This window comes from Rhodococcus sp. ACPA4, assembly GCF_002300185.1.
GTDB lineage: Bacteria > Actinomycetota > Actinomycetes > Mycobacteriales > Mycobacteriaceae > Rhodococcus_F > Rhodococcus_F globerula.
Genome location: NZ_NSDY01000001.1, coordinates 3401901 through 3420816, shown reverse-complemented (window position 1 = coordinate 3420816; position 18916 = coordinate 3401901). Strand labels below are relative to the sequence as shown.

Annotated in this window: 15 protein-coding genes; 4 read left to right on the top strand and 11 right to left on the bottom strand. The window is 61.8% G+C overall.

The window, feature by feature from the left end; all coding sequences use genetic code 11:
• Positions 1 to 4: 4 nt before the first annotated feature.
• The 9 genes from CJ178_RS15420 to CJ178_RS15380 form a co-directional block, all read right to left on the bottom strand.
• Positions 5 to 2242 carry an arylsulfatase gene (locus CJ178_RS15420; protein ID WP_095887063.1) on the bottom strand — a complete coding sequence of 746 codons (2238 nt, stop codon included), beginning with the start codon at positions 2240 to 2242 and terminating at the stop codon, positions 5 to 7.
• A 32-nt stretch (positions 2243 to 2274) separates the two neighbouring features.
• Positions 2275 to 3723, bottom strand: coding sequence for an ABC transporter substrate-binding protein (locus CJ178_RS15415; RefSeq protein WP_257013189.1), 1449 nt, complete (start codon positions 3721 to 3723; stop codon positions 2275 to 2277).
• Positions 3724 to 4108: 385 nt separating this feature from the next.
• Complete coding sequence (locus CJ178_RS15410) at positions 4109 to 5683, bottom strand: ABC transporter substrate-binding protein (RefSeq protein ID WP_095887061.1); 1575 nt, start codon at positions 5681 to 5683, stop codon at positions 4109 to 4111.
• Positions 5684 to 5722: 39 nt separating this feature from the next.
• Positions 5723 to 6742: an ABC transporter ATP-binding protein gene (locus CJ178_RS15405; protein WP_033236998.1), complete on the bottom strand. Its 1020-nt coding sequence runs from the start codon at positions 6740 to 6742 to the stop codon at positions 5723 to 5725.
• A gap of 8 nt (positions 6743 to 6750) precedes the next feature.
• Positions 6751 to 7749: an ABC transporter ATP-binding protein gene (locus tag CJ178_RS15400; protein ID WP_033236997.1), complete on the bottom strand. Its 999-nt coding sequence runs from the start codon at positions 7747 to 7749 to the stop codon at positions 6751 to 6753.
• A 52-nt stretch (positions 7750 to 7801) separates the two neighbouring features.
• Positions 7802 to 9370 carry an ABC transporter substrate-binding protein gene (locus CJ178_RS15395; RefSeq protein WP_033236996.1) on the bottom strand — a complete coding sequence of 523 codons (1569 nt, stop codon included), beginning with the start codon at positions 9368 to 9370 and terminating at the stop codon, positions 7802 to 7804.
• 90 nt (positions 9371 to 9460) lie between these two features.
• Positions 9461 to 10363, bottom strand: coding sequence for an ABC transporter permease (locus CJ178_RS15390; protein ID WP_095887060.1), 903 nt, complete (start codon positions 10361 to 10363; stop codon positions 9461 to 9463).
• Positions 10360 to 11313 (bottom strand): ABC transporter permease, encoded by a 954-nt coding sequence (locus CJ178_RS15385; RefSeq protein ID WP_033236994.1) that lies wholly within the window; start codon positions 11311 to 11313, stop codon positions 10360 to 10362. The genes CJ178_RS15390 and CJ178_RS15385 overlap by 4 nt, the downstream gene beginning before the upstream one ends.
• Before the next feature lie 366 nt (positions 11314 to 11679).
• Positions 11680 to 12726, bottom strand: a complete 1047-nt coding sequence (locus CJ178_RS15380) for a ferredoxin--NADP reductase (protein WP_033236993.1) — start codon at positions 12724 to 12726, stop codon at positions 11680 to 11682.
• A 139-nt stretch (positions 12727 to 12865) separates the two neighbouring features.
• On the opposite strand from CJ178_RS15380, the gene CJ178_RS15375 reads away from it, so the two are divergent.
• The 4 genes from CJ178_RS15375 to CJ178_RS15360 are packed head-to-tail and all read left to right on the top strand — an operon-like array spanning position 12866 to position 17002.
• Entirely contained in the window at positions 12866 to 14272 is a 1407-nt protein-coding gene (locus CJ178_RS15375; protein WP_095887059.1) for a class I adenylate-forming enzyme family protein, read from the top strand.
• Positions 14253 to 15158 carry an acyl-CoA dehydrogenase family protein gene (locus CJ178_RS15370; protein ID WP_033236991.1) on the top strand — a complete coding sequence of 302 codons (906 nt, stop codon included), beginning with the start codon at positions 14253 to 14255 and terminating at the stop codon, positions 15156 to 15158. The genes CJ178_RS15375 and CJ178_RS15370 overlap by 20 nt, the downstream gene beginning before the upstream one ends.
• The gene (locus CJ178_RS15365; protein ID WP_033236990.1) at positions 15145 to 16233 is read left to right on the top strand and encodes an acyl-CoA dehydrogenase family protein; all 1089 of its coding nucleotides are present in this window, start codon (positions 15145 to 15147) and stop codon (positions 16231 to 16233) included. The genes CJ178_RS15370 and CJ178_RS15365 overlap by 14 nt, the downstream gene beginning before the upstream one ends.
• Position 16234: 1 nt before the next feature.
• Positions 16235 to 17002, top strand: coding sequence for an enoyl-CoA hydratase/isomerase family protein (locus CJ178_RS15360; protein WP_033236989.1), 768 nt, complete (start codon positions 16235 to 16237; stop codon positions 17000 to 17002).
• A gap of 60 nt (positions 17003 to 17062) precedes the next feature.
• Here CJ178_RS15360 and CJ178_RS15355 read toward each other — a convergent pair whose 3' ends face one another.
• Both CJ178_RS15355 and CJ178_RS15350 read right to left on the bottom strand, forming a co-directional pair.
• On the bottom strand, positions 17063 to 17956 hold the full coding sequence (locus tag CJ178_RS15355; RefSeq protein WP_033236988.1) for a TIGR03619 family F420-dependent LLM class oxidoreductase: 894 nt from the start codon (positions 17954 to 17956) through the stop codon (positions 17063 to 17065).
• Positions 17957 to 18150: 194 nt separating this feature from the next.
• Positions 18151 to 18912 carry an SDR family NAD(P)-dependent oxidoreductase gene (locus CJ178_RS15350; RefSeq protein ID WP_033236987.1) on the bottom strand — a complete coding sequence of 254 codons (762 nt, stop codon included), beginning with the start codon at positions 18910 to 18912 and terminating at the stop codon, positions 18151 to 18153.
• Between the last annotated feature and the right edge of the window lie 4 nt (positions 18913 to 18916).

Genomic DNA, 18916 nt, shown 5'->3' with positions numbered 1-18916 from the left:
CCCGCTACTCGACCTGGAGCGCGATTCTGATGACATCCTTCTCCGGAATGATCTGCGTACCGGCCTCGATCCGAACCTGGTGCAGCACTCCGTTCCACGCGAAAGGCGGACGGTAGCTGTTACTGACCGGGAGGCCGCGGTCGCACCCGAGCGTCATCGATGTGCCGCCGTGTTGCCAGGCATGGGGCAGAGAATGATCGCTGTGCCCGGTCCCGACAATGTTGCCGTCGATAAAAATCTGCACGCGCGCACCGCCTTCGGGTACAGGACTGAGAACACACCCGAGCTGATGACGTCCACTGGTGAGTTTCCGATCGGCGGAGAGCAGGATCTCCCCGCCCGGCGTCGCCACCGTGACGGTAAGGACCCCGTCGCAGACGTACGCCGCGAAGCCACCGGTCCAATCTCCGAGAGCAAACAGAACGCCCTCGGGATTCTCGGCTGCCACATCGACGTCGGCGGTGATACGCCCGCCGGCAAAAAGACGGGGAATCGCCTCGTCCGAGACCGGACCGCCCTTCGGATAGAGCGTGATGTCCGAGCCGACGGGATAGTCCCGCGGCACAATGCTTGCTGTGCGGCCCCGCAGGTTGTCGGCGATCGGTGTGACGTTGTTGCGTTCCGCCTCGGCGAACCAGAGCTGCTCGAGTTTCGCTACGACTTCGGGGAATTCGTCGGCCACGTCGTTGGCTTCGGAGAAGTCGGATTCCAGGTTGAACAACGACCAACGGTCGTTGTCGAAATCGCGACTGCCCTCCATCAGCAGTTCCTCGTCCATCACACCCATCGACACGTGATTGGTTGTTGCCTTCCACCCGTCCGCCACGATCGATCGTGAACCGAGCATCTCGAAATACTGAACAGTCCGCGGGTCGGGAGCAGATGCGTCGCTGAACGTCGACAGCAGGCTTGCCCCGTCGACCGACTGCTGTGCGACGCCTCCGACTGTATCGGGAGCGGTGACGCCGCAGGCTTCCAAGATTGTGGGGAAGACGTCGATAACGTGCGCGAACTGCCCACGCACCGCGCCGCCAGAGCTGATGCCCTTGGGCCAGTGCGCAATCATCGGGACACGAGTACCGCCGAGCCAGGTGTATCGCTTCCACAGTTGGAACGGAGTGTTACCGGCCCAGGCCCAACCCCAGGCGTAGTGCGGGTATCCGTGAATTCCACCCCAATCCTCGAGTTGATCGAGACTCTCCTCGATGTTGTCGTGAATGCGGTGCGTGAACCGGTGTTCGTTGGATGTGCCGGCGACCCCACCCTCAGCACTGGCGCCGTTGTCTGACATCACGAATATCAGTGTGTTGTCGAGGATCCCCAATTCCTCGAGACTGTCCACGACGCGGCCGATCTGAGCGTCGGTGTGTGTCAGGAACCCGGCGTACACCTCGTGCATACGTGAGTACAGGCGCCGCTCGTCAGAGGTGAGCTGCTCCCAGTCCGGAACCCACGACGGTCGCTCCGTCAGTATCGTATCGGCGGGGACGATTCCTTCGGCCACCTGCCGCTCGAAGACGTTCTGGCGCCATCGATCCCAGCCGAGGTCGAATTGACCGGCGTAGTCGTCCGCCCATTTCCTCTCGACATGGTGCGGCGCATGCATGGCGCCGGTGGCGAAATAGAGGAAGAAGGGTTTGCCCGGCGCCGACTCCTGCTGGTTGACCACCATCCGAATAGCCTCGTCTGCAAGATCTTCGGTGAGGTGATAGCCGTCCTCTGGGCCGCTCGGAGGATCTACGTACGAGTTGTCGCGGACCAACTCGGGAGCCCAGTGGTTGGCGTCGCCGCGCAGGAAACCGTAGTACTTCTCGAAGCCAAGTCCCGACGGCCACCGATCGTACGGTCCGGCGCTGCTGCGTTCACCGGACGGGAGTAGGTGCCACTTGCCGACGGCCATCGTGTTCCACCCAGCGTCACGCAGGATGCGGGGGACGGTTGCCGCTTCCGGCGGAATCTTGGCGGTGTAGCCGGGATCCGACGTCGGGATATCGGCGAGAAACCCCATTCCAACGGCATGGTGATTGCGCCCGGTCAAGAGGGCGGCACGCGTCGGCGAGCACAGAGCGGTAACATGAAATCGGTTGTAGCGCAGTCCACCCTGGGCCAGTTTGTCGATGTTCGGAGTCTCGATATCCGAACCGTAGCAGCCGAATTGGCCGAAGCCCAGATCATCGAGAACGATGACGACGACGTTGGGTGAACCTTCTGGTGCCTTGCGGCTGTGCGCATTCGCGGACATCCCACTCCTTCGGTGAACGGTGTGTTGACGGGTCAGTTCTGGAACCAGAGTTCCTCGGGTAGGGGAGATCCAAGGCCGTACATCTGCGCGCCATGTACATTTTTGCCGGTGATGACGGACGGCGACGACCGCACGTACCAGATCCCGGGATTCAATGCGACCAGACGATTCTGCACTGTTTCGTACGCTTCCTTGCGCGCAGCCGGGTCTTCGGCAACGCGGCCGGCGTCCAGCGCAGCGGTGAGCTCTCGATCGTCGACGCCGATCGTGTTTCCGCGTGAGGTCGAGTGAAAGGCGTTCCACAGACCGGAATCCGGATCCTGGATGAGCGCAGACGTGATGGTCATATCGAAATCGTGCGCCGCGGTGCGCGCCGTGGCGGCAGCAAAGTCGACGACATCGATCTTGGCTTCGACGTTCTCGAATGCACTCAACTGGGCCTGAACGCTCTCGGCCGTTGCTTTGGCTTCCGGCGTCGGGTAGGTGGTGAAGGCAAAGGAGACAGGCTTGCCTTCTGCTGCCAGTTCGTCGAACAGTTTCTGAGCTTCGGCCTTGTCCGGACTCGGCAGCGCAATATCGGTGAAGTAGGGGGAGTTCTTCTGGAACAGGGTGGCGGGAACTTGCCCCTTGCCGTTGTACACGGCGACATTGACCGATTCCGGATCGATCGCGAGAATGACTGCCCGGCGAGCCCTGGGATCGTCGAAAGGTGCTCGGCGGAAATTCATTCCGATGAACTGGCCGCCGCCCAGCGGCACCGTCTGAGTGGGGAATCCGGCCTCTTCTGCCTTTGCGAGGTTCGCCCAACTCGTTTCTGCAGCGACGTCGACAGCGCCCGTCGTGACCGCGTTGAGTCGCTGAGCGTTATCGCTCGCGGCGCGGAGGGTAATGCTGTCGAGGTATGGACGTGGCGCGTCCCAGTAACCCGTGTTCTTCGACAGCTCGATGACATCTTGGCGCATCCACTTGGTCAGGGTGAATGGACCGGCTCCGACGGGTTCCGCGTCGAATGCCGCCTGTCCTTTCTGTAGTGCCGTGGGTGAGGCTATCCAGTTCATGGCGCCGGCGAGCAGGTTCTGCGGGAAGTGCGGACTAGGGGAGGTCATGGTGACGCGAAGTGTGGTTGCGTCCACCACATCGTTGCTCGCGACCTGCGCGGCCTGTCGGAGCGACGTCGATGCCAACGCAGGGTCGCGCAATCGGTCCCAGTTGAACTTCACGGCAGCGGCATCGAGCGCAGTGCCGTCGGTGAACTGAAGCCCCGGGCGAAGTTTCAACATGAAGGTCCGGCCACCGTCGGTGGTAGAGAAGTCCGTGGCCATCTTGTACTCGATCGCGAGGGTATCGACGTTGTTGACGATCAACGTTCCGTACAGTGCGTTACCCAGAACCGCCTGGTGTGCCCACGTGTTGGACAGTGCTGCAGGGTCGAGGGTGCGAGGCTCGCTGTTGTACGTGAGCGCTGCGCTGCCGCCGGCCACCGGATCTCCTGCAGTGGTCGATGTTTGATCGACAGCAGTTCCGCCGCCGCAAGCACTCAGGAAGAGCACCGCCGCACACGCCAAGACTAGTGTCGTTCTTGCTTGCCGTGTGGGTCGAAACTTTCTCAAAGACACTCGCTGCGCTCGAGTCATCGTCAGCCTTTCGGAGGAATCGCGTGCCGGGGAAGTTGCCTGATCGGCAAGGGATGCTTGTTATTACAAGTCAGCGCCAGGCGGTACGTCCAATAGACATTTCGTATCGAGACAATCATTGGAATGTATCGACGCCGCGTGTCCTGTGACTTCGGCCTTGCCGGACGACGAAGATGGTCCCGCGAGTTCGCAACTCGCGGGACCATAGTTGTGTCTTCAGTTGTGTGGAAGATCAGTTGGTCATCCAGAACTCCTCGGGCAGTGGTGATCCGAAGCCGTACATCACAACGCCATGTGCATTCTTTGCAGTGATGACCGACGGTGCAGACTTTGCGTACCAAATACCCGGATTGAGTGCTACCAGACGATTCTGCACGGTTTGGTACGCCGCGCGGCGTTCCTCGATCGTCTTCCCGACACGGCCGGCGTCCAGGGCGCCGGTGAGTTGCTGGTCGCTGATTCCGGTGATGTTTCCCTGCGAGGAGGAATGAAATGCGGTCCACAGCGCGGCATCGGGATCCTGGAACAATGCCGATGCAATGATCATGTCGAAATCGTGAGTGGCATTGCGGGAATTTCCGGTGGCGGCGTCGACAACCTCGATATCCATCGAAACGTTCTTGAAGGCGCTCAGTTGCGCCTGCACAGTTTCGGCGGTTGCCTTGTTCTCCGGCAGTGCATAGGTGGTGAAGGTGAAGGACAGGGGTTTGCCCTCGGCTGCCAACTCGTCGAAAAGTTTCTGCGCCGTTTCCTTGTTCGGAGTTGTCAGTGGAATGTCGGAGAAGAACGGTGACGTTTCCGGGAAGAGTGTTTGCGGGACAACGCCTTTGCCGTCGTTGATCACGGTGTTGACTGCTTCGAGATCCACAGCCATGGAGACTGCCCGACGGGCGCGTTCGTCGTCGAACGGAGCGCGCCGCACGTTCATGCCCATGTAGAGTCCGCCGCCGAACGATACTGTGTCGGTGGACAAACCGGCGTCCTGCGCCTGAGCCAGGCTCGCCCAGTTCGTTTCCATGGCAAAGTCTGCGCCGCCCGCGATCATCGTGTTGAGGCGTTGCGTGGCGTCAGCGACCGTTCGGAGGGTCAGCCCGTCGAGGTACGGCTTCGGTGCATCCCAGTACCGCGGGTTCTTCTTCAGCTCCATGACGTCCTGGCGTGTCCACCTCGTCAGCGTGAAAGGCCCGGCACCGACGGGGTTTTCGTCGAAGGCGGCTTGCCCCTTCTGCAATGCAGTTGGTGAGGCGATCCAGTTCATGGCACCGGTCACCAGCGCCTGTGGGAAGACCGGACTGGGCGCTGCCATCACGACGTTCAGAGTCGTCGCGTCCACCACCTCGGTGGACGCCACCTGCGACGCCTGCCTGATCGAATCGGATGGATTCGCAGGATCACGCAGACGATCCCAGTTGAACTTCACGGCAGCCGCATCCAACGGTGTTTCGTCGGAAAATGTCAGCCCGGGGCGAAGTTTCAGTGTGAACGTCGATCCACCGTCGACTGTGGAGAAGTCTGTCGCCATGGTGAACTTCATGTCGAGCGTCGAGGGATCCTCGATCATCAACGTCCCGTACAGCGCGTTTCCGAGAAGGCTTTGCCGCGTCCACGAATTACCCAGTCCAGCCGGGTCGAGAGTGCGAGGTTCGCCGATGACAATGGCACGCGCCACCCCACCCGCTACCGGTTCACCGGCATCGGCGCTGGTTCCTGTGGTTTCTGCGGGGCTGGTGCCGCACGCACTGACAAAAACTGCCACGGAACACACCGCGGCCAGAGTCGCGGCTAGTGCGCGCCTCGTTCGGATCATGGTCGACCTTTCAGAAGTAATGCAGCTGGCAAGTCGAGTTCACCCGGCGACGCTGTCCACCAGAAGGTTCTTGCTCGCCGGAGCCAGGGGGAAGTGACACGCTGCGAACTGGCCGGGACGAACCTCTCTCATCTCAGGTTCCTCCGTAACGCAACGTTCTTCGACTTGGGGGCACCGGGTGCGGAATCGGCATCCGCTCGGCGGTGAAAGCGGCGACGGCACATCCCCTTCCAGCGCTGGCCCGGCAAAGCCCTTCTCCGGATCGGTCAGCGGTACGGAATCGAGTAGTGCGCGGGTGTAAGGGTGTGCGGGGTCGTCGTAGACCTCGACGGAGTCGCCGAATTCGCAGACTTTGCCCAAGTACATGACCATGACGTTGTCGCTGACCGTTCGCACCACACCGAGGTCGTGGGCGATGAAGACAACGGTGAGGTCGAACTCGCTCTTGAGTACCTCGATGAGGTTCAGGATCTGTGCCTGCACGGAGACGTCGAGTGCGGAGACGGGTTCGTCGCAGATCAACAGTCGTGGGCTCAGTGCGAGTGCGCGCGCGATCGCTACACGCTGTGCCTGGCCGCCGGAAAGTTGGCGCGGCAACATCTCTGCGAACCGCGTACCGGACAGGCCGACCTGTTCGAGTACCGATGCCGAGGTGGTGACTTTTTCTGCGGTGGGGGCGCCGGCGACTGCCATGCCCTCGACGACGATGTCCTTGACGGAACGCCGCGGGTTCAGCGACGCTACCGGATCTTGGAAGATCATCTGCATGTCGCGGCGCAGTTTACGCATCTGCGATTCGTCGGCGTTTTCGATCCAGTCCTCGCCGAAGCGGATTCGGCCTGCGGTGACTCGGTCCAGACGCAGAACTGCGCGTCCGGTGGTGGACTTTCCGCAACCGGATTCGCCGACGATGCCGAGGGTTTCGCCGGGCAGGACGTCGAAACTGATCTTGGATACGGCCTGAACGGTTCCGGAACTTGTGTGGTATTCCACGACAAGATCTTGAACACTCAGGAGAGCGTCGTCGCCCCGTAGATGGGCGCTACCACTACCAGCCATGAGATTCTTTACCTTCCGGACATTGCCGACGCCGGAACGGCGACCGGGTTGAGGCACGCCACGTCATGGTCTGCGCCAACTGATTCCAACTGCAGGCCGGGAGTGGAACACTCTGCGACGGCCTGACCGCAGCGTGGCTCGAAGCGGCAACCCTCGGGTGGGGATGTGGGGTCGGGGAGCGATCCGTCGATCAAACGCAACGGTGAGTGGCGTTCGTGGTCGATGGTGGGCGTTGCTCCCAGGAGGGCGTGGGTGTAGCGGTGGCGTGGCTCGTCGAATACTTCTCGGGTGGAGCCGATTTCGGCGATCTTTCCGGCATACATGACGGAGACGCGGTCGGTTCGGCCGGCGACGACAGCCAGGTCGTGGCTGATCAGCAGCATCGAGGTGCCACGTTCGCGTTGGATGCGTCGCAGCAGGTCCAGGATCTGGCGCTGAATCGTCACGTCCAATGCCGTGGTGGGCTCGTCGGCGATCAACAGATCCGGCTCGCACGCGAGTGCGATCGCGATCATGACGCGTTGGCGCATGCCGCCGGACATTTCGTGGGGGTAGTTGCTCAGACGTCGTTCGGGGTCGGGCACCCCGACCTCCTTGAGGAGGTCGAGGGCCCGACTGTGAGCTTCGGAACGGCTGACTCCGAGATGGCGGCGCATCCCTTCGGTCATCTGTCGTTCCACTTTGACTACAGGGTTGAGTGATCGGCCCGGATCTTGGAAGACCATGGCGATCTGGTTGCCCCAGATCTCGAGCTTTTCCTTCTTCGTCAGCGACAGTAGATCACGTCCTTGGAACGTGACTTCCCCTGATCGGCCCGAACGCGGTGGCATCAGGCCCATGATGGCCCGTGCCATGACGGACTTGCCGGAGCCGGATTCACCGACGATTCCCAGTGCTTGACTTCGGTCCAAGGTCAAGGAGACCCCGTCCACGGCACGCACGATTCCGCGTGGTGTGCCGATGTGGGCACGTAGGTTCCTCACTTCGAGGAGTGGCTGAGAGTTCATGGTGATCCGGCCCTTTGATCTGTAGTCGGCTACTGCGTCGAATTGCTTTCGGCTACTTCGCGATCCACATAGCGTCGGTGAGCGGCGAGCCCGAGCCGTACATGGTGACGCCCTGTACGTCCTTGCCCGTCACGGTCGACGGTGCTGCGCGGATGTACCAGAGTCCGACGGTGAGGTCGGCGAGGCGCTCCTGCACGGTCGTGTACGCGGCCTTGCGCTCGTCCTGCGACTGCGAGGTACGGCCGACATCGAGTGCGTCGCTCAGTTCCTGATCGTCGACACCGATGATGTTGCCAGGGGACTTGTTGTGGAAGGTCGACCACATGGAATCCGGATCCTGGATGATCGCGGAGGAGATCACCATGTCGAAGTCCTTGGTGCCCATCTTGGCGGTAGCGGCGGCGTAGTCGACCACGTCGACCTTGGCCTCGACGTTCTTGTAGGCGCTCAACTGTGCCTGCAGTGCCTCACCGGCGGTCTTGCTCTCTGCCGTCGGGTACGACGTGAAGGTGAACGAGACAGGCTTGCCTTCAGCGGCGAGCTCGTCGAAGAGCTTCTGCGCTTCGGCCTTGTTGTACTCGCCCAACTTGATGTCCGCGTAGAACGGGGAGGATTCCTGGAACAGGGTCTCCGGGACCTCGCCCTTGCCGCTGTAGACGACGGTGTTCATGGCGTCGAGGTCAACTGCGAGTGACACTGCACGACGGGCACGCTCGTCGTTGAAGGGGGCGCGTCGGAAGTTCATGGACAAGTACTGGCCGCCGCCCATCGGAACGATTTCGGTCGGGAAGCCCGCGGTCTCGGCGGTATCCAACGTCTGCCAGTTCGATTCGTTGATCAGATCAGCGCCACCGGTCGAGAGTGTGTTGTAACGCTGATTGGTGTCAGCGGCCACACGGATGGTGAGGGTATCCAGGTACGGGCGCGGTGCGTCGTAATACGTGGGGTTCTTTGCCAATTCGATGGAGTCCTGTCGCGCCCACTTGGTGAGCGTGAACGGTCCGGCACCGATGGGGTTCTCGTCGAATCCGGCCTGACCCTTCTGCAGTGCGGCCGGTGAGGCGATCCAGTTCATCGAGCTGGCGATGAGGGTCTGCGAGTAGTGCGGGGTAGGCGTAACCATCGTGACCGCGAGGTTGGCCGGATCGACGACGCTCAAGTTGGCGATCTGTGCGACGTAGCGAGCGGACGTCGAACCGAGAGCCGGGTCCTTGAGGCGCTCCCAGTTGAACTTGACCGCCTCGGCGTCGAGAGGTGTTCCGTCCGAGAACTTCAGGTTCGGGCGAAGTTTCAGGTTGAACGTGGCACCACCGTCGGCGGTCGAGAAGTCCTCGGCCATGGTGTACGTGACATCGAGGGTCTTGGTGTCGTTGATCATCAACGTGCCGTACAGCGAGTTGCCGAGGATGCCCTGGTGTGCCCAGGTGTTGGACAGCGTGGCCGGGTCGAGGGACCGCGGCTCGCCCGCCATGATCGCGCGGCCGGCACCGCCGGATACGGGATCGCCTGCAGCCGTGGTGCCCTCGTTGCTGCTGCCGGAATCGGAGCCGCAGGCGGTCAGCACGAATGCTGCGGTACACACCATCGCGACCGCTGTCAGTAAGCGTCTTTTTCGGATCATGGAAAGCCCTCTCAGGTGGAACGTGGAAATGAGTACGTCGTGTCGAGCGGGAAAACGGTCTTGGTCGTTCAGTCGTGCAGTCCTCGAGGTTCAGTCGTGCAGAGTGCGGTCGAACTTGTTGCGGAGGAAGTCACCTGCCTGATTGAGGGCGAACACCGTGAAGAAGATCGCCAACGAAGGAACGAAGACCAAGTATGGGTAGTCGGCAATGTAGTTCTTGCCGTCGCCGATCATTCCGCCCCAACTGGGCTGTGGCGGTGGGATTCCCAGGCCGAGGAAGCTCAGTGAGCCTTCGGCGACGATCAGGGCGGCCATGATGATCGGCAGGAACGCAGCCAGGGGAGCGAGGACGTTCGGCAGGATTTCCTTGAACAGGATTCGCCAGTGGCCGGCGCCCATGTTCCGTGCGGCCCGGACGAATTCCCTCGAGCTCCACGCCATTGTGTTGGCTCTGGCCAGACGGATGAATCCGGGGATGACGACCAAGGTCAGTCCGAGCAGCATGGTCGGAATGGAGGGTGTCAGGACGGACGCCAGCGCCAGCAGCAGGATCAACGGCGGGAATGCGAGCATCGCGTCGGCAAGGAGGGTGACGCCGGAATCGAGACGCCTACCGAAGTAGCCGCCGATCAGGCCGATGAAGGAGCCCAGCACAAATCCGATCAATCCGGCTACAGTGCCGACAAGGAGCGAGACACGGGCGCCGTAGATGATGCGGGAGAGCATCGATCGCCCGAGGGTGTCCGTCCCCAGCAGCAGATCGAGGGATTCGAACGACGGTGAAAGGCGCGGTGCGCCAACCGGAACGGAGTAGGAAGCAATGGGCAGGACATTTGCCAGCGCCGCTGCGAGAAGCACAGTGACGAGCCAACCGAAGGAGAGGTACACCAGAATGGATCGTGACTTCTTCGCCGGTGGCACCAGAGGTGCCGGCGGGTCCGACGGTTGCTCGTCCTGCGAGCCGGTCCGGTCTTCGACTACTGATCGCGTCATGCTCCGACAACCTTCCTGACCCGTGGGTCGATCAATCCGTAGCTGAGGTCGACCAGGGTGTTGATACCCACGTACACAATCGCGATGAAGACCACGATTCCCTGGACCATGATCACGTCGCGCGACGTGATGGACGAGGAGATGAGCTGTCCCAAACCGGGTAGACCGAAGAGTGTTTCGACGATGACGGTGCCACCGATGAGTCGACCGAGACTGATGCCGGCAACGGTGATCAGGGAGAACGACGACGGTCGGAGCGCGTGCCGGAACATCACGTACCACCCGGGCATTCCCTTCGCCCGAGCCGCTGCCACGTAGTCCTCGCGCAGGGTTCCGATCAGGTCGGTGCGCAGCAGACGGTGGAATGCGGCGATCTCGGTCAACGCGATTGCGATCGCGGGCAGCAGTGCGCTCTGGAGGTTTGCACCGAGGCCTTCGCTCATACGCGACCAGCCTGTCACCGGGAAGAGCTGGAATTTGATCGCGAAGTAGTAGATCAGGACCGGGCCGGCGATGAACGCGGGAACCGAGAGGCACACAGCCGAAACGACATTGATGCCGCGGTCGAGCTTGCTTCCTGGGCGCGACGCGGAGGCGACGGCCATCAGGACGGCAACAACCAGAGCAATGATCAGGCCCATAGCGGCCAACTGCAGAGTGACAGGGAGGCGCTCGACGATCGCCTCGCTGACTGACTGTCCGGTGAGCGGTGAGGTTCCGAAGTCTCCGCGGAATGCGTCACCGAGCCAATTGAAGTACTGAGTCCAGACGGGAACGTCGAGTCCCATCTTTGCTTCCATCGCCGCAACGGCCTCGGGGGTAGCGTTTTCACCCAGGATCACCTCGGCGGCAGACCCGGGCGCCAGGCTCAACAGCAGAACAGCTGCTGCCGCTACCAACAAGACGACCACCAAGCTGCGGCCTACACGCCTCGTAATTGTGAGAATCATCCAACTCGACTTTCATCATGCAAGCACGGCCAAAGTTCCTTGTATGCAGAGATTTTGGACTGTTACGAAGCTTGCGTGTGATTATGCGCACTCTTGGCGCACCTGGATTTGTTGTAATATATTCAATGATCGCTGCGAATAGCAAGAGAAACCTGGATCGAACTCCCGTTGGTGCATTTCGACGTTCGCTGATTTCCAGTTAATGATCTTGTAATTCAACAGGATTGAGGGTCTTCAAAGTAGCGCCCTCAGCGTGTCTGCCGAAATTGGGCGCGGCGATGTTGCTCATGTCGGCGAGCTGATGGCCCCGAGCGAATGCGTCAATTCTGTTGTTTTACAACGACTTTTGGCCTGGAATCTCCTGTCTCACTCGTACTTCACCGTGATCGACTCGGAGTCGGGTATTGCCTGGCAGGTCAGAACGTAGCCGTCCGACACCTCCTCGTCGGTCAGTGCGTCATTGATTCTCATCACGGCGCTTCCCGAGGTGACGTGTGCCATGCAGGTTGCGCAGTTTCCGGCTTCGCAGGAGAACGGCGGCGTAAGTCCAGCGCGCCGAGCACTTTCCAGCAGAGTCTCGTTGGGGTGTCGTGGTACCGAGGTCTTCTTTCGCCCGAGAACGATGGTCACTGTTCCGGTGACTTCGGTGGAAGTTGGTTCGGTAGCGGCAGATTCACCGGTGCTCACCGGTTCGGCCACAATCGGTTCGGCCACAATCGGTTCGGCCGCACTGCCGAATCGTTCGCTGAAGACGCGGCCCGGTCCGGGTAGGGCCGATTCGATCAGGTCCATGAAGGGTTCGGGGCCGCACAGGTAACTGTCGGCTCCCACGTGCTTGCCGACAAAGTCGAGTACTGCGGCCTTGTCGAGGAATCCGTTCTTGTCGTCGAGGTGGCGTGTGACGGTGAGTCGACCGGGGTAGCGGTCGACGAGTTCCGAGAGAACGCGCTCGAAGATCATCGAGTCGTGATCACGATCGGCGCACAGAAGGTGAACCTCGCGATCGGTGGTGGCGAGAGTGGTCTTGGCGAGCGACAGGATCGGGGTGATGCCGCTGCCGCCGCTGAACCCGAGCAACGGCGCCTCGGATTCGCGAAGGCGAAACGTGCCGGCCGGCCTGGTGACGACCACCTCGTCGCCTTCGGAGACATTGTCGTGTAGCCAGTTCGAGACCTTGCCTCCGGCGACACGTTTGACGGTGGTCATCAATTCGTTGTCGGTGTCCGGTGAGCTCGACATCGAGTACGAGCGGAACAGTTCGGTGCCGTCGACCTCGACGCGGAACGTGCAGAACTGCCCGGCGCTGTAGGTGAACGGACCGTCTGCCGGAGCGAGAACAAATGTGCGCGCGTCGGAGCTCTCTTTGACGATCCGGGTGACGGTCGCTCGTTGGAACAACGGTGGTCTCGCCATGGCTACCTCCTGCTGATATTGAGATTCTATAAGTTTGAGAATACTATTCTCTCAAACGAGATAGGATCTTCTCAATGAAGCATTTGTACACGCGAGACGGGGGATGCGCTAGCCCCCATCCCCCAGTGAGGAGCCAAGGATGAGCGGGCAGAGCGTCCTTGTGTTCGACGAACAGAAATACAGCCGAGACGAGCTGGAGGCGCTAGCCGACGCGCTTGCATCGCGGCTGGTTCGGGATGGTGTCACTGCTGGTCAACGCGTTGCTCTCATGTCGTCGAATCGTCCGGAGTTTGTCGTCGCGGTACTTGCGATCTGGCGCGCGGGCGCCGCTGTCGTGCTGATCAGTCCGGCGTGGAAGAGCGTCGAGGTTGCGCACGCACTGGCGACAACGAGCCCCGTGTATGCAATCGGAGACAATCCTGTGCTAGCGGAACTGATGCCGATGCTGAGCCTTGACGAGTCGGTCACGTGCAGCGCCGATACCGAAACGTTCGGCGAGCCCGATCCCGCGTCGGATGCCGTTCTCGTCTTCAGTTCGGGAACAACCGGCTTACCCAAGGCAGTCCGGCACACTCATGCGTCGTTTGCCGTTGCCGTCGAGCAGTGGCGAGACGTGCTGGAGCTGACGGAACGCGATCGCATGCAGATCGTGACTCCGCCTTCGCACATACTCGGGCTGCTCAACATCGTGACGGCACTCGAGTCCGGTGCATGGCTGCGGCTTCACCGCCGATTCGATCTCGATACGATGCTGCACCACATCGAGGTAGACCGGATTACCGTCGAAATGGCCGTGGCGCCCATCGCTCTGGCAATCGCCTCGCATCCGAAACTCGAATCGTACGATCTCTCGTCGCTGCGCTACATCATGTGGGGCGCAACGCCGGTGACACCCAGCGTTGCCGAGGAAGTCACGCGGCGAACAGGTGTCGGGTGGATGCCGGCGTACGGTGCCAGCGAGCTGCCCGTCATCGCGTGCAACCCCGTCGAGGGTGCACAACTCGACAGCGTGGGGCGTGCGGCACCGGGCGTGAGCCTTCGAATCGTGTCCACCGAAACCGGCGAGGTGCTCGGCACCGGCGAGACCGGAGAAATCCAGGCACTGTCGGCTTCGGTCATGGCTGGGTATCTTCCCGACGAGGAAACCGCCGGTGCGTTCGCCGGCGGTTGGTACCGCACCGGTGACGTCGGACATCTCGACGACGGCGGTTGGCTGCGAATCACCGACCGCCTCAAGGAAATGATCAAGGTTCGCGGCTTCCAGGTAGCCCCGGCCGAGATCGAAGCAGTCCTCCACGGACACCCCGACGTCGCGGATTGCGCGGTGTTCGGAATCCCCGACCCGAAAGACGGCGAAGCGATCGTCGCGGCTGTCGCGACAAGCGGCTCGATCGGGGAAGTGGAACTCATGGAACTCGTAGCCGGCCGGATGGCCGGCTACAAACGCCTGCGGCGAGTGGTGTTCGTGCCCGAAATTCCTCGCCTGCCCTCCGGCAAGGTGTTGCGCCGAGAACTCAAGGAGCGCTATGGACGTACGTCTGACTAATGAACAGCGGCAGCTGCGTGACGCTGCCGCAAAACTGGCCGACGATTTGGGACCGGGTTCGGTCCTCGATTTGGAGGACGGCTCTCGCATCGCTCGTCTGGAGAAGGCGGTGGCCACAACCGGCTGGCGTTCACTCCGCTCGGACGGAGCGTCTGGCGTCGAAGTTGCTATCGTCGCAGAGGAATTCGGCCGCGGACTGGTCGACGTTCCATTTCTCGGACCGGTGCTTGCCGACGATCTACGTCGTCATGTCGCCGATGATCAGCTCACGTGGGCAATAGCTGTCGGTGACGAGGCGGTCGACGCGACCGGTCTCGACCACGCTCTCGTCTTGCGTGAGAACAAGGCATTTGCCGGCCGCGTCGGACCGGTAGCTGCAGGCGCCGATCTGACCAGAGGTTTTGCCGAGTTGCTCGATCCGACGGATTCCCTCGGGGAGATATCGACGGACGACGTGACGCGGTGGGAGGCACTTGCGCTCGTCGCTACCTGTGCCGATCTGGTCGGCACGGCGCGGGGTGCTCACCATGTTGCGACCGAGTACGCCAAGGTCCGTGAGCAGTACGGCACGGCGATCGGGTCGTACCAGGCTGTTGCACATCTGCTGGCCGAAGGCCTCGCGCTGATCGAAGGATCGGTGAGTGTGCTCCGGTACGCGGCGTGGGCCGTGGACGAGCTGCCGCCGACCGAGGCGATCGCAGCGGCGCGGATCGCAAAGATCTACTGCGCGCGGGCAACTCGAACCGTGTGTGAAACCGCAGTGCAGGTGCACGGCGGAATCGGCAACACGTGGGAGTGCCTCGTGCATGTGTACCTGCGGCGGGCATTGACGTCCACCGAACTGTTTCCCGTAAGGCTGGAGGAGATCGACCTTGGACTTTCGTGATTCGCCGGAAGAAGCCACTTTCCGAGACCGACTGCGGTCATGGGCAGCTGAGCGGGCAAAGACATTCCCGAGCTCGGGAGACGAGTACTGGGCACGGCAGGGCGAGTGGCATCAGGCGCTCTACAGCGGCGGATTCTTCGGCGCATCGTGGCCCAAAGAATATGGCGGACAGGAACTGCCGCCCGTCTACGACGTCATCGTCGACGAGGAACTGGCCATAGCGGGTGCTCCGCCTCGGCCCAGCCTCGGATACCTGGTACACGGACTCGGCCGGCACGGCAGTGAGGATCTTCGGAGTCGTTTCCTTCCCGGAATGATCAACGGCACCGAACGCTGGTGCCAGGGATTCAGTGAGCCAGGTGCCGGTTCGGACCTTGCCTCGCTCACGACCACTGCCGTCCGTGAGGGCGACGAGTACGTCATACACGGCCACAAGATCTGGACAAGCTACAGCGATGTCGCCGACTGGTGCCTGCTCTTGGCGCGGACGGAACCCGATGCAAAGCGTCACCGCGGACTGACCGCATTCATCGTCTCGATGGACCAGTCCGGTATCGAGCAGCGTCCGCTCAAGATGATGAACGGTGTCACCAAGGAGTTCGGCCAGGTGCTCTTCGACGGTGCTCGTGTGCCGGTCGATCAGATGGTCGGTGCTCCCGGTGAAGGCTGGGCGTTGGCCATGACGGTTGTCGGGCACGAACGTGAACCCTCCACGCTGGGCTATGCGGCGCGCTACGGCAAACTGGTCCGCCAGCTCGCAGCCAGGAGCGACGGACCGCCGTCGACGGAATTAGCTTGGGCTGCAGTGGAAACGGAGATGTTGCGGCTACACGTGCGTCGCCGGTTGTCCGAGCAGTTGGACGGACTCTCCCACGGTTCTGAGGGCTCGCTCGACAAGCTCCTGATGACCTGGGTGGATCAGGCCGTCGGGCACGCAGCGTTGACGGAGGCGGGTAGCCGCGACACCGAGATGCTCGGTTCGTACCTGTACAGCCGCGCCCAGAGCGTCATGGGTGGGACATCACAAATTCAGAAGAACATCATTGCCTCGCGCATTCTCGGATTGGGAGTTTGACATGTACGACATGCCCGAAGAGATTGACGTCCGCGCAGAAGGCTCGCTGCGGATCATCACTCTCAATCGACCGGACGCGCTCAACGCCGTCAACGACAGTCTGCATACCGGCTTGGCGGAGTTGTGGCCACGGCTCAGCGCGGATCGTGACGCCCGTGCCGCAGTACTCACCGGCAACGGTAAGGCTTTCTCGGCGGGTGGCGATTTTGCCTACCTCGCAGAGTTGGCCGAAGACTCCGAAATGCGGGCTCGCACAATCGCGCACGGTCGTGATCTGGTGCTCGGAATGGCTCGGTGCCGGGTTCCGGTGATCGCGGCTGTCAACGGCCCGGCCGTCGGCCTGGGATGCAGCCTCGTTGCACTGAGCGACATCGTCTACATCGCAGAATCCGCCTACCTGGCCGACCCGCACGTACAGGTCGGACTGGTTGCCGCCGACGGTGGACCGCTGACGTGGCCGCTGCAGATCAGTCTGCTGCTGGCAAAGGAATACGCATTGACCGGGACGCGCATCGGAGCGGAGAAGGCCTGCACGCTCGGCCTGGCCAACCATGTGTCGCTCGATCCACTTGCCGACGCCATCGAATGCGCGAAAAAGATTGCCTCGCAGCCGCGCCAGGCCGTCGAGAGCACCAAGCGACTGCTGAACATGCACCTCGAGCGGGCGATTCTCGCGACACTCGACTTTGCGACGACGGCCGAAGAGCTGACATTCCAGAGCGAGGATTTCCGGGACAACATCGCGAAGCTCACCGCCGTCAAGAGCTGAATCGGAGAAAGTGGAAGAGGCTGGGCACCAGGGGATCTGTGCCCAGCCTTTTCTTTCACGTCACAGGCACTTGGAGACGATCTCTTCGGCGAACTTCTCGATCGGCGCTCGGTACTGCTCCGCGCTTCCCTTCAGGTGCGAGTGGTCTCCGCTGTGCTGGAGGTCCCAGTTGGCCCACGGTGAGCACATGACGCCGGTGATCCCGATGTCTTCTGCCCGCTTGTACAGGTCAGGTGTCCGCTCGTCGAACAATCCGAGAATGATCTCGAAAGGCTCGTTTTCGCGTCCGTATTCGCGGCGGTAGCCCTTGATTCGGTCGATCCACACTGTGGCTTCTTCGAGCGTGTACGCGGTCCCGACCCAGCCGTCGCAGTAACGTGCTGCGCGTTTGAGGGCGGCAGCGGATTCGCCGCCGCAGAGGATCGGGACATGGGCAGGCGGGTGCGGTTCGATCATCATTTCCGGGATGTCGTAGTACTCGCCTTTCCACGACACCCAGCCGCCCTTCCAGAGGGCCCGCAGTGCCTGGATCATTTCGTTGAGTCGTGGTCCACGGTTGTCGAAGTCCTGGCCGAGTAGTTCGAATTCCTCACGCATCCAGCCGGCTGAGAGTCCGATGGACACGCGTCCGTTGGACAGTGCACCCGCGGTGCCCACCTGTTTGGCGACCTCGAGGATGGGGCGCGCGGGAGCGATGTAGACGTTGTTGCCGAAATGCAGGTTCTCCGTCACCGCGGCCATTGCGCCGATGAGAACCCAGGCATCGGGCCACTCGGTGTCGGGTTGCCAGTACGGCACGCCGCTTTCCGTTGCCGGATAACGTGTTTTGAGTTCACGCGGGAAGATGAGGTGGTCCGATACGAGGACGCCGTGGTAGCCGTTTTCGTCGAGCATCTTTGCGACGGAGGGCATCTCGGCGGTGTTCATGAAGGCTGTGCCGGTCCAGAATTTCATGCTTCTGCCCTACGCTGGCCGCTGGTTGTCGAATGTATGGAAGTCATGCGGACACAGTATGGGACTGGCATTCAAGTTGTCGGATAACCAGAATCTTTGATTGTTATTGCAGAACAAAGGTTTTCATAGTGTTTCGCGAACGGTCGGGGGCGTCGCACTGGCGTCGACGCCCCCTGGCGTCGCGGTCCGGCAATTTACTTCGGGGGGAACCGCAGTGCGCCGTCGAGGCGGATGACCTCGCCGTTGAGGTAGTCGTTCTCCACGATCGAGGAGACCAGCGTGGCGTACTCCGGCGAGCGGCCCATGCGCTGGGGATGCGGAACCTGCGGTCCCCAGTACGCCTCGAGCTGATCGCCGGCCTTTCCGTATGCGGGCGTCAGGAAAGTGCCGGGAGCGATCGTCACGACGCGGATGCCGAGCGGCGAGAGGTCGCGTGCGGCAACAAGAGTCATGCCGACAACGCCGCCCTTGGCTGCGGAGTATGGCAGCTGGCCGATCTGGCCTTCGTACGCGGCGATGGACGCCGTGTTGATGATGACGCCGCGCCCACTCTCGAGAGCCTCCTGACGACCCATCGCTGCTGCCGACAGGCGCATCACGTTGAACACCGAGATCAAGTACGAATTGATCGTGGTCGTGAACGCCTCGAGGCTCATGGCGCTGCCGTCCTTGCCGACCAGGCGGCCGCCACCGGCGGGGCCGCCGTGGCAGTCGACCGAGATGCGCAGCGGACCCAGTGATTCGGCTTCGGCGATTGCGGCAAGAACGCTGTCTTCGTCGCCGGCATCGGTGCGGACGTATCGAACGCCGAGTTCGCGTTCGAGTTCCTTGCCCTTGTCGTCGGCAACGTCGGCCACGACGACCTTGGCTCCCTCCGAGTGGAGACGGCGAACCGTAGCCTCGCCGAGCCCTCCGGTGCCACCGACGACGATGGCGGAACAACCGTTGATCTGCATTTTG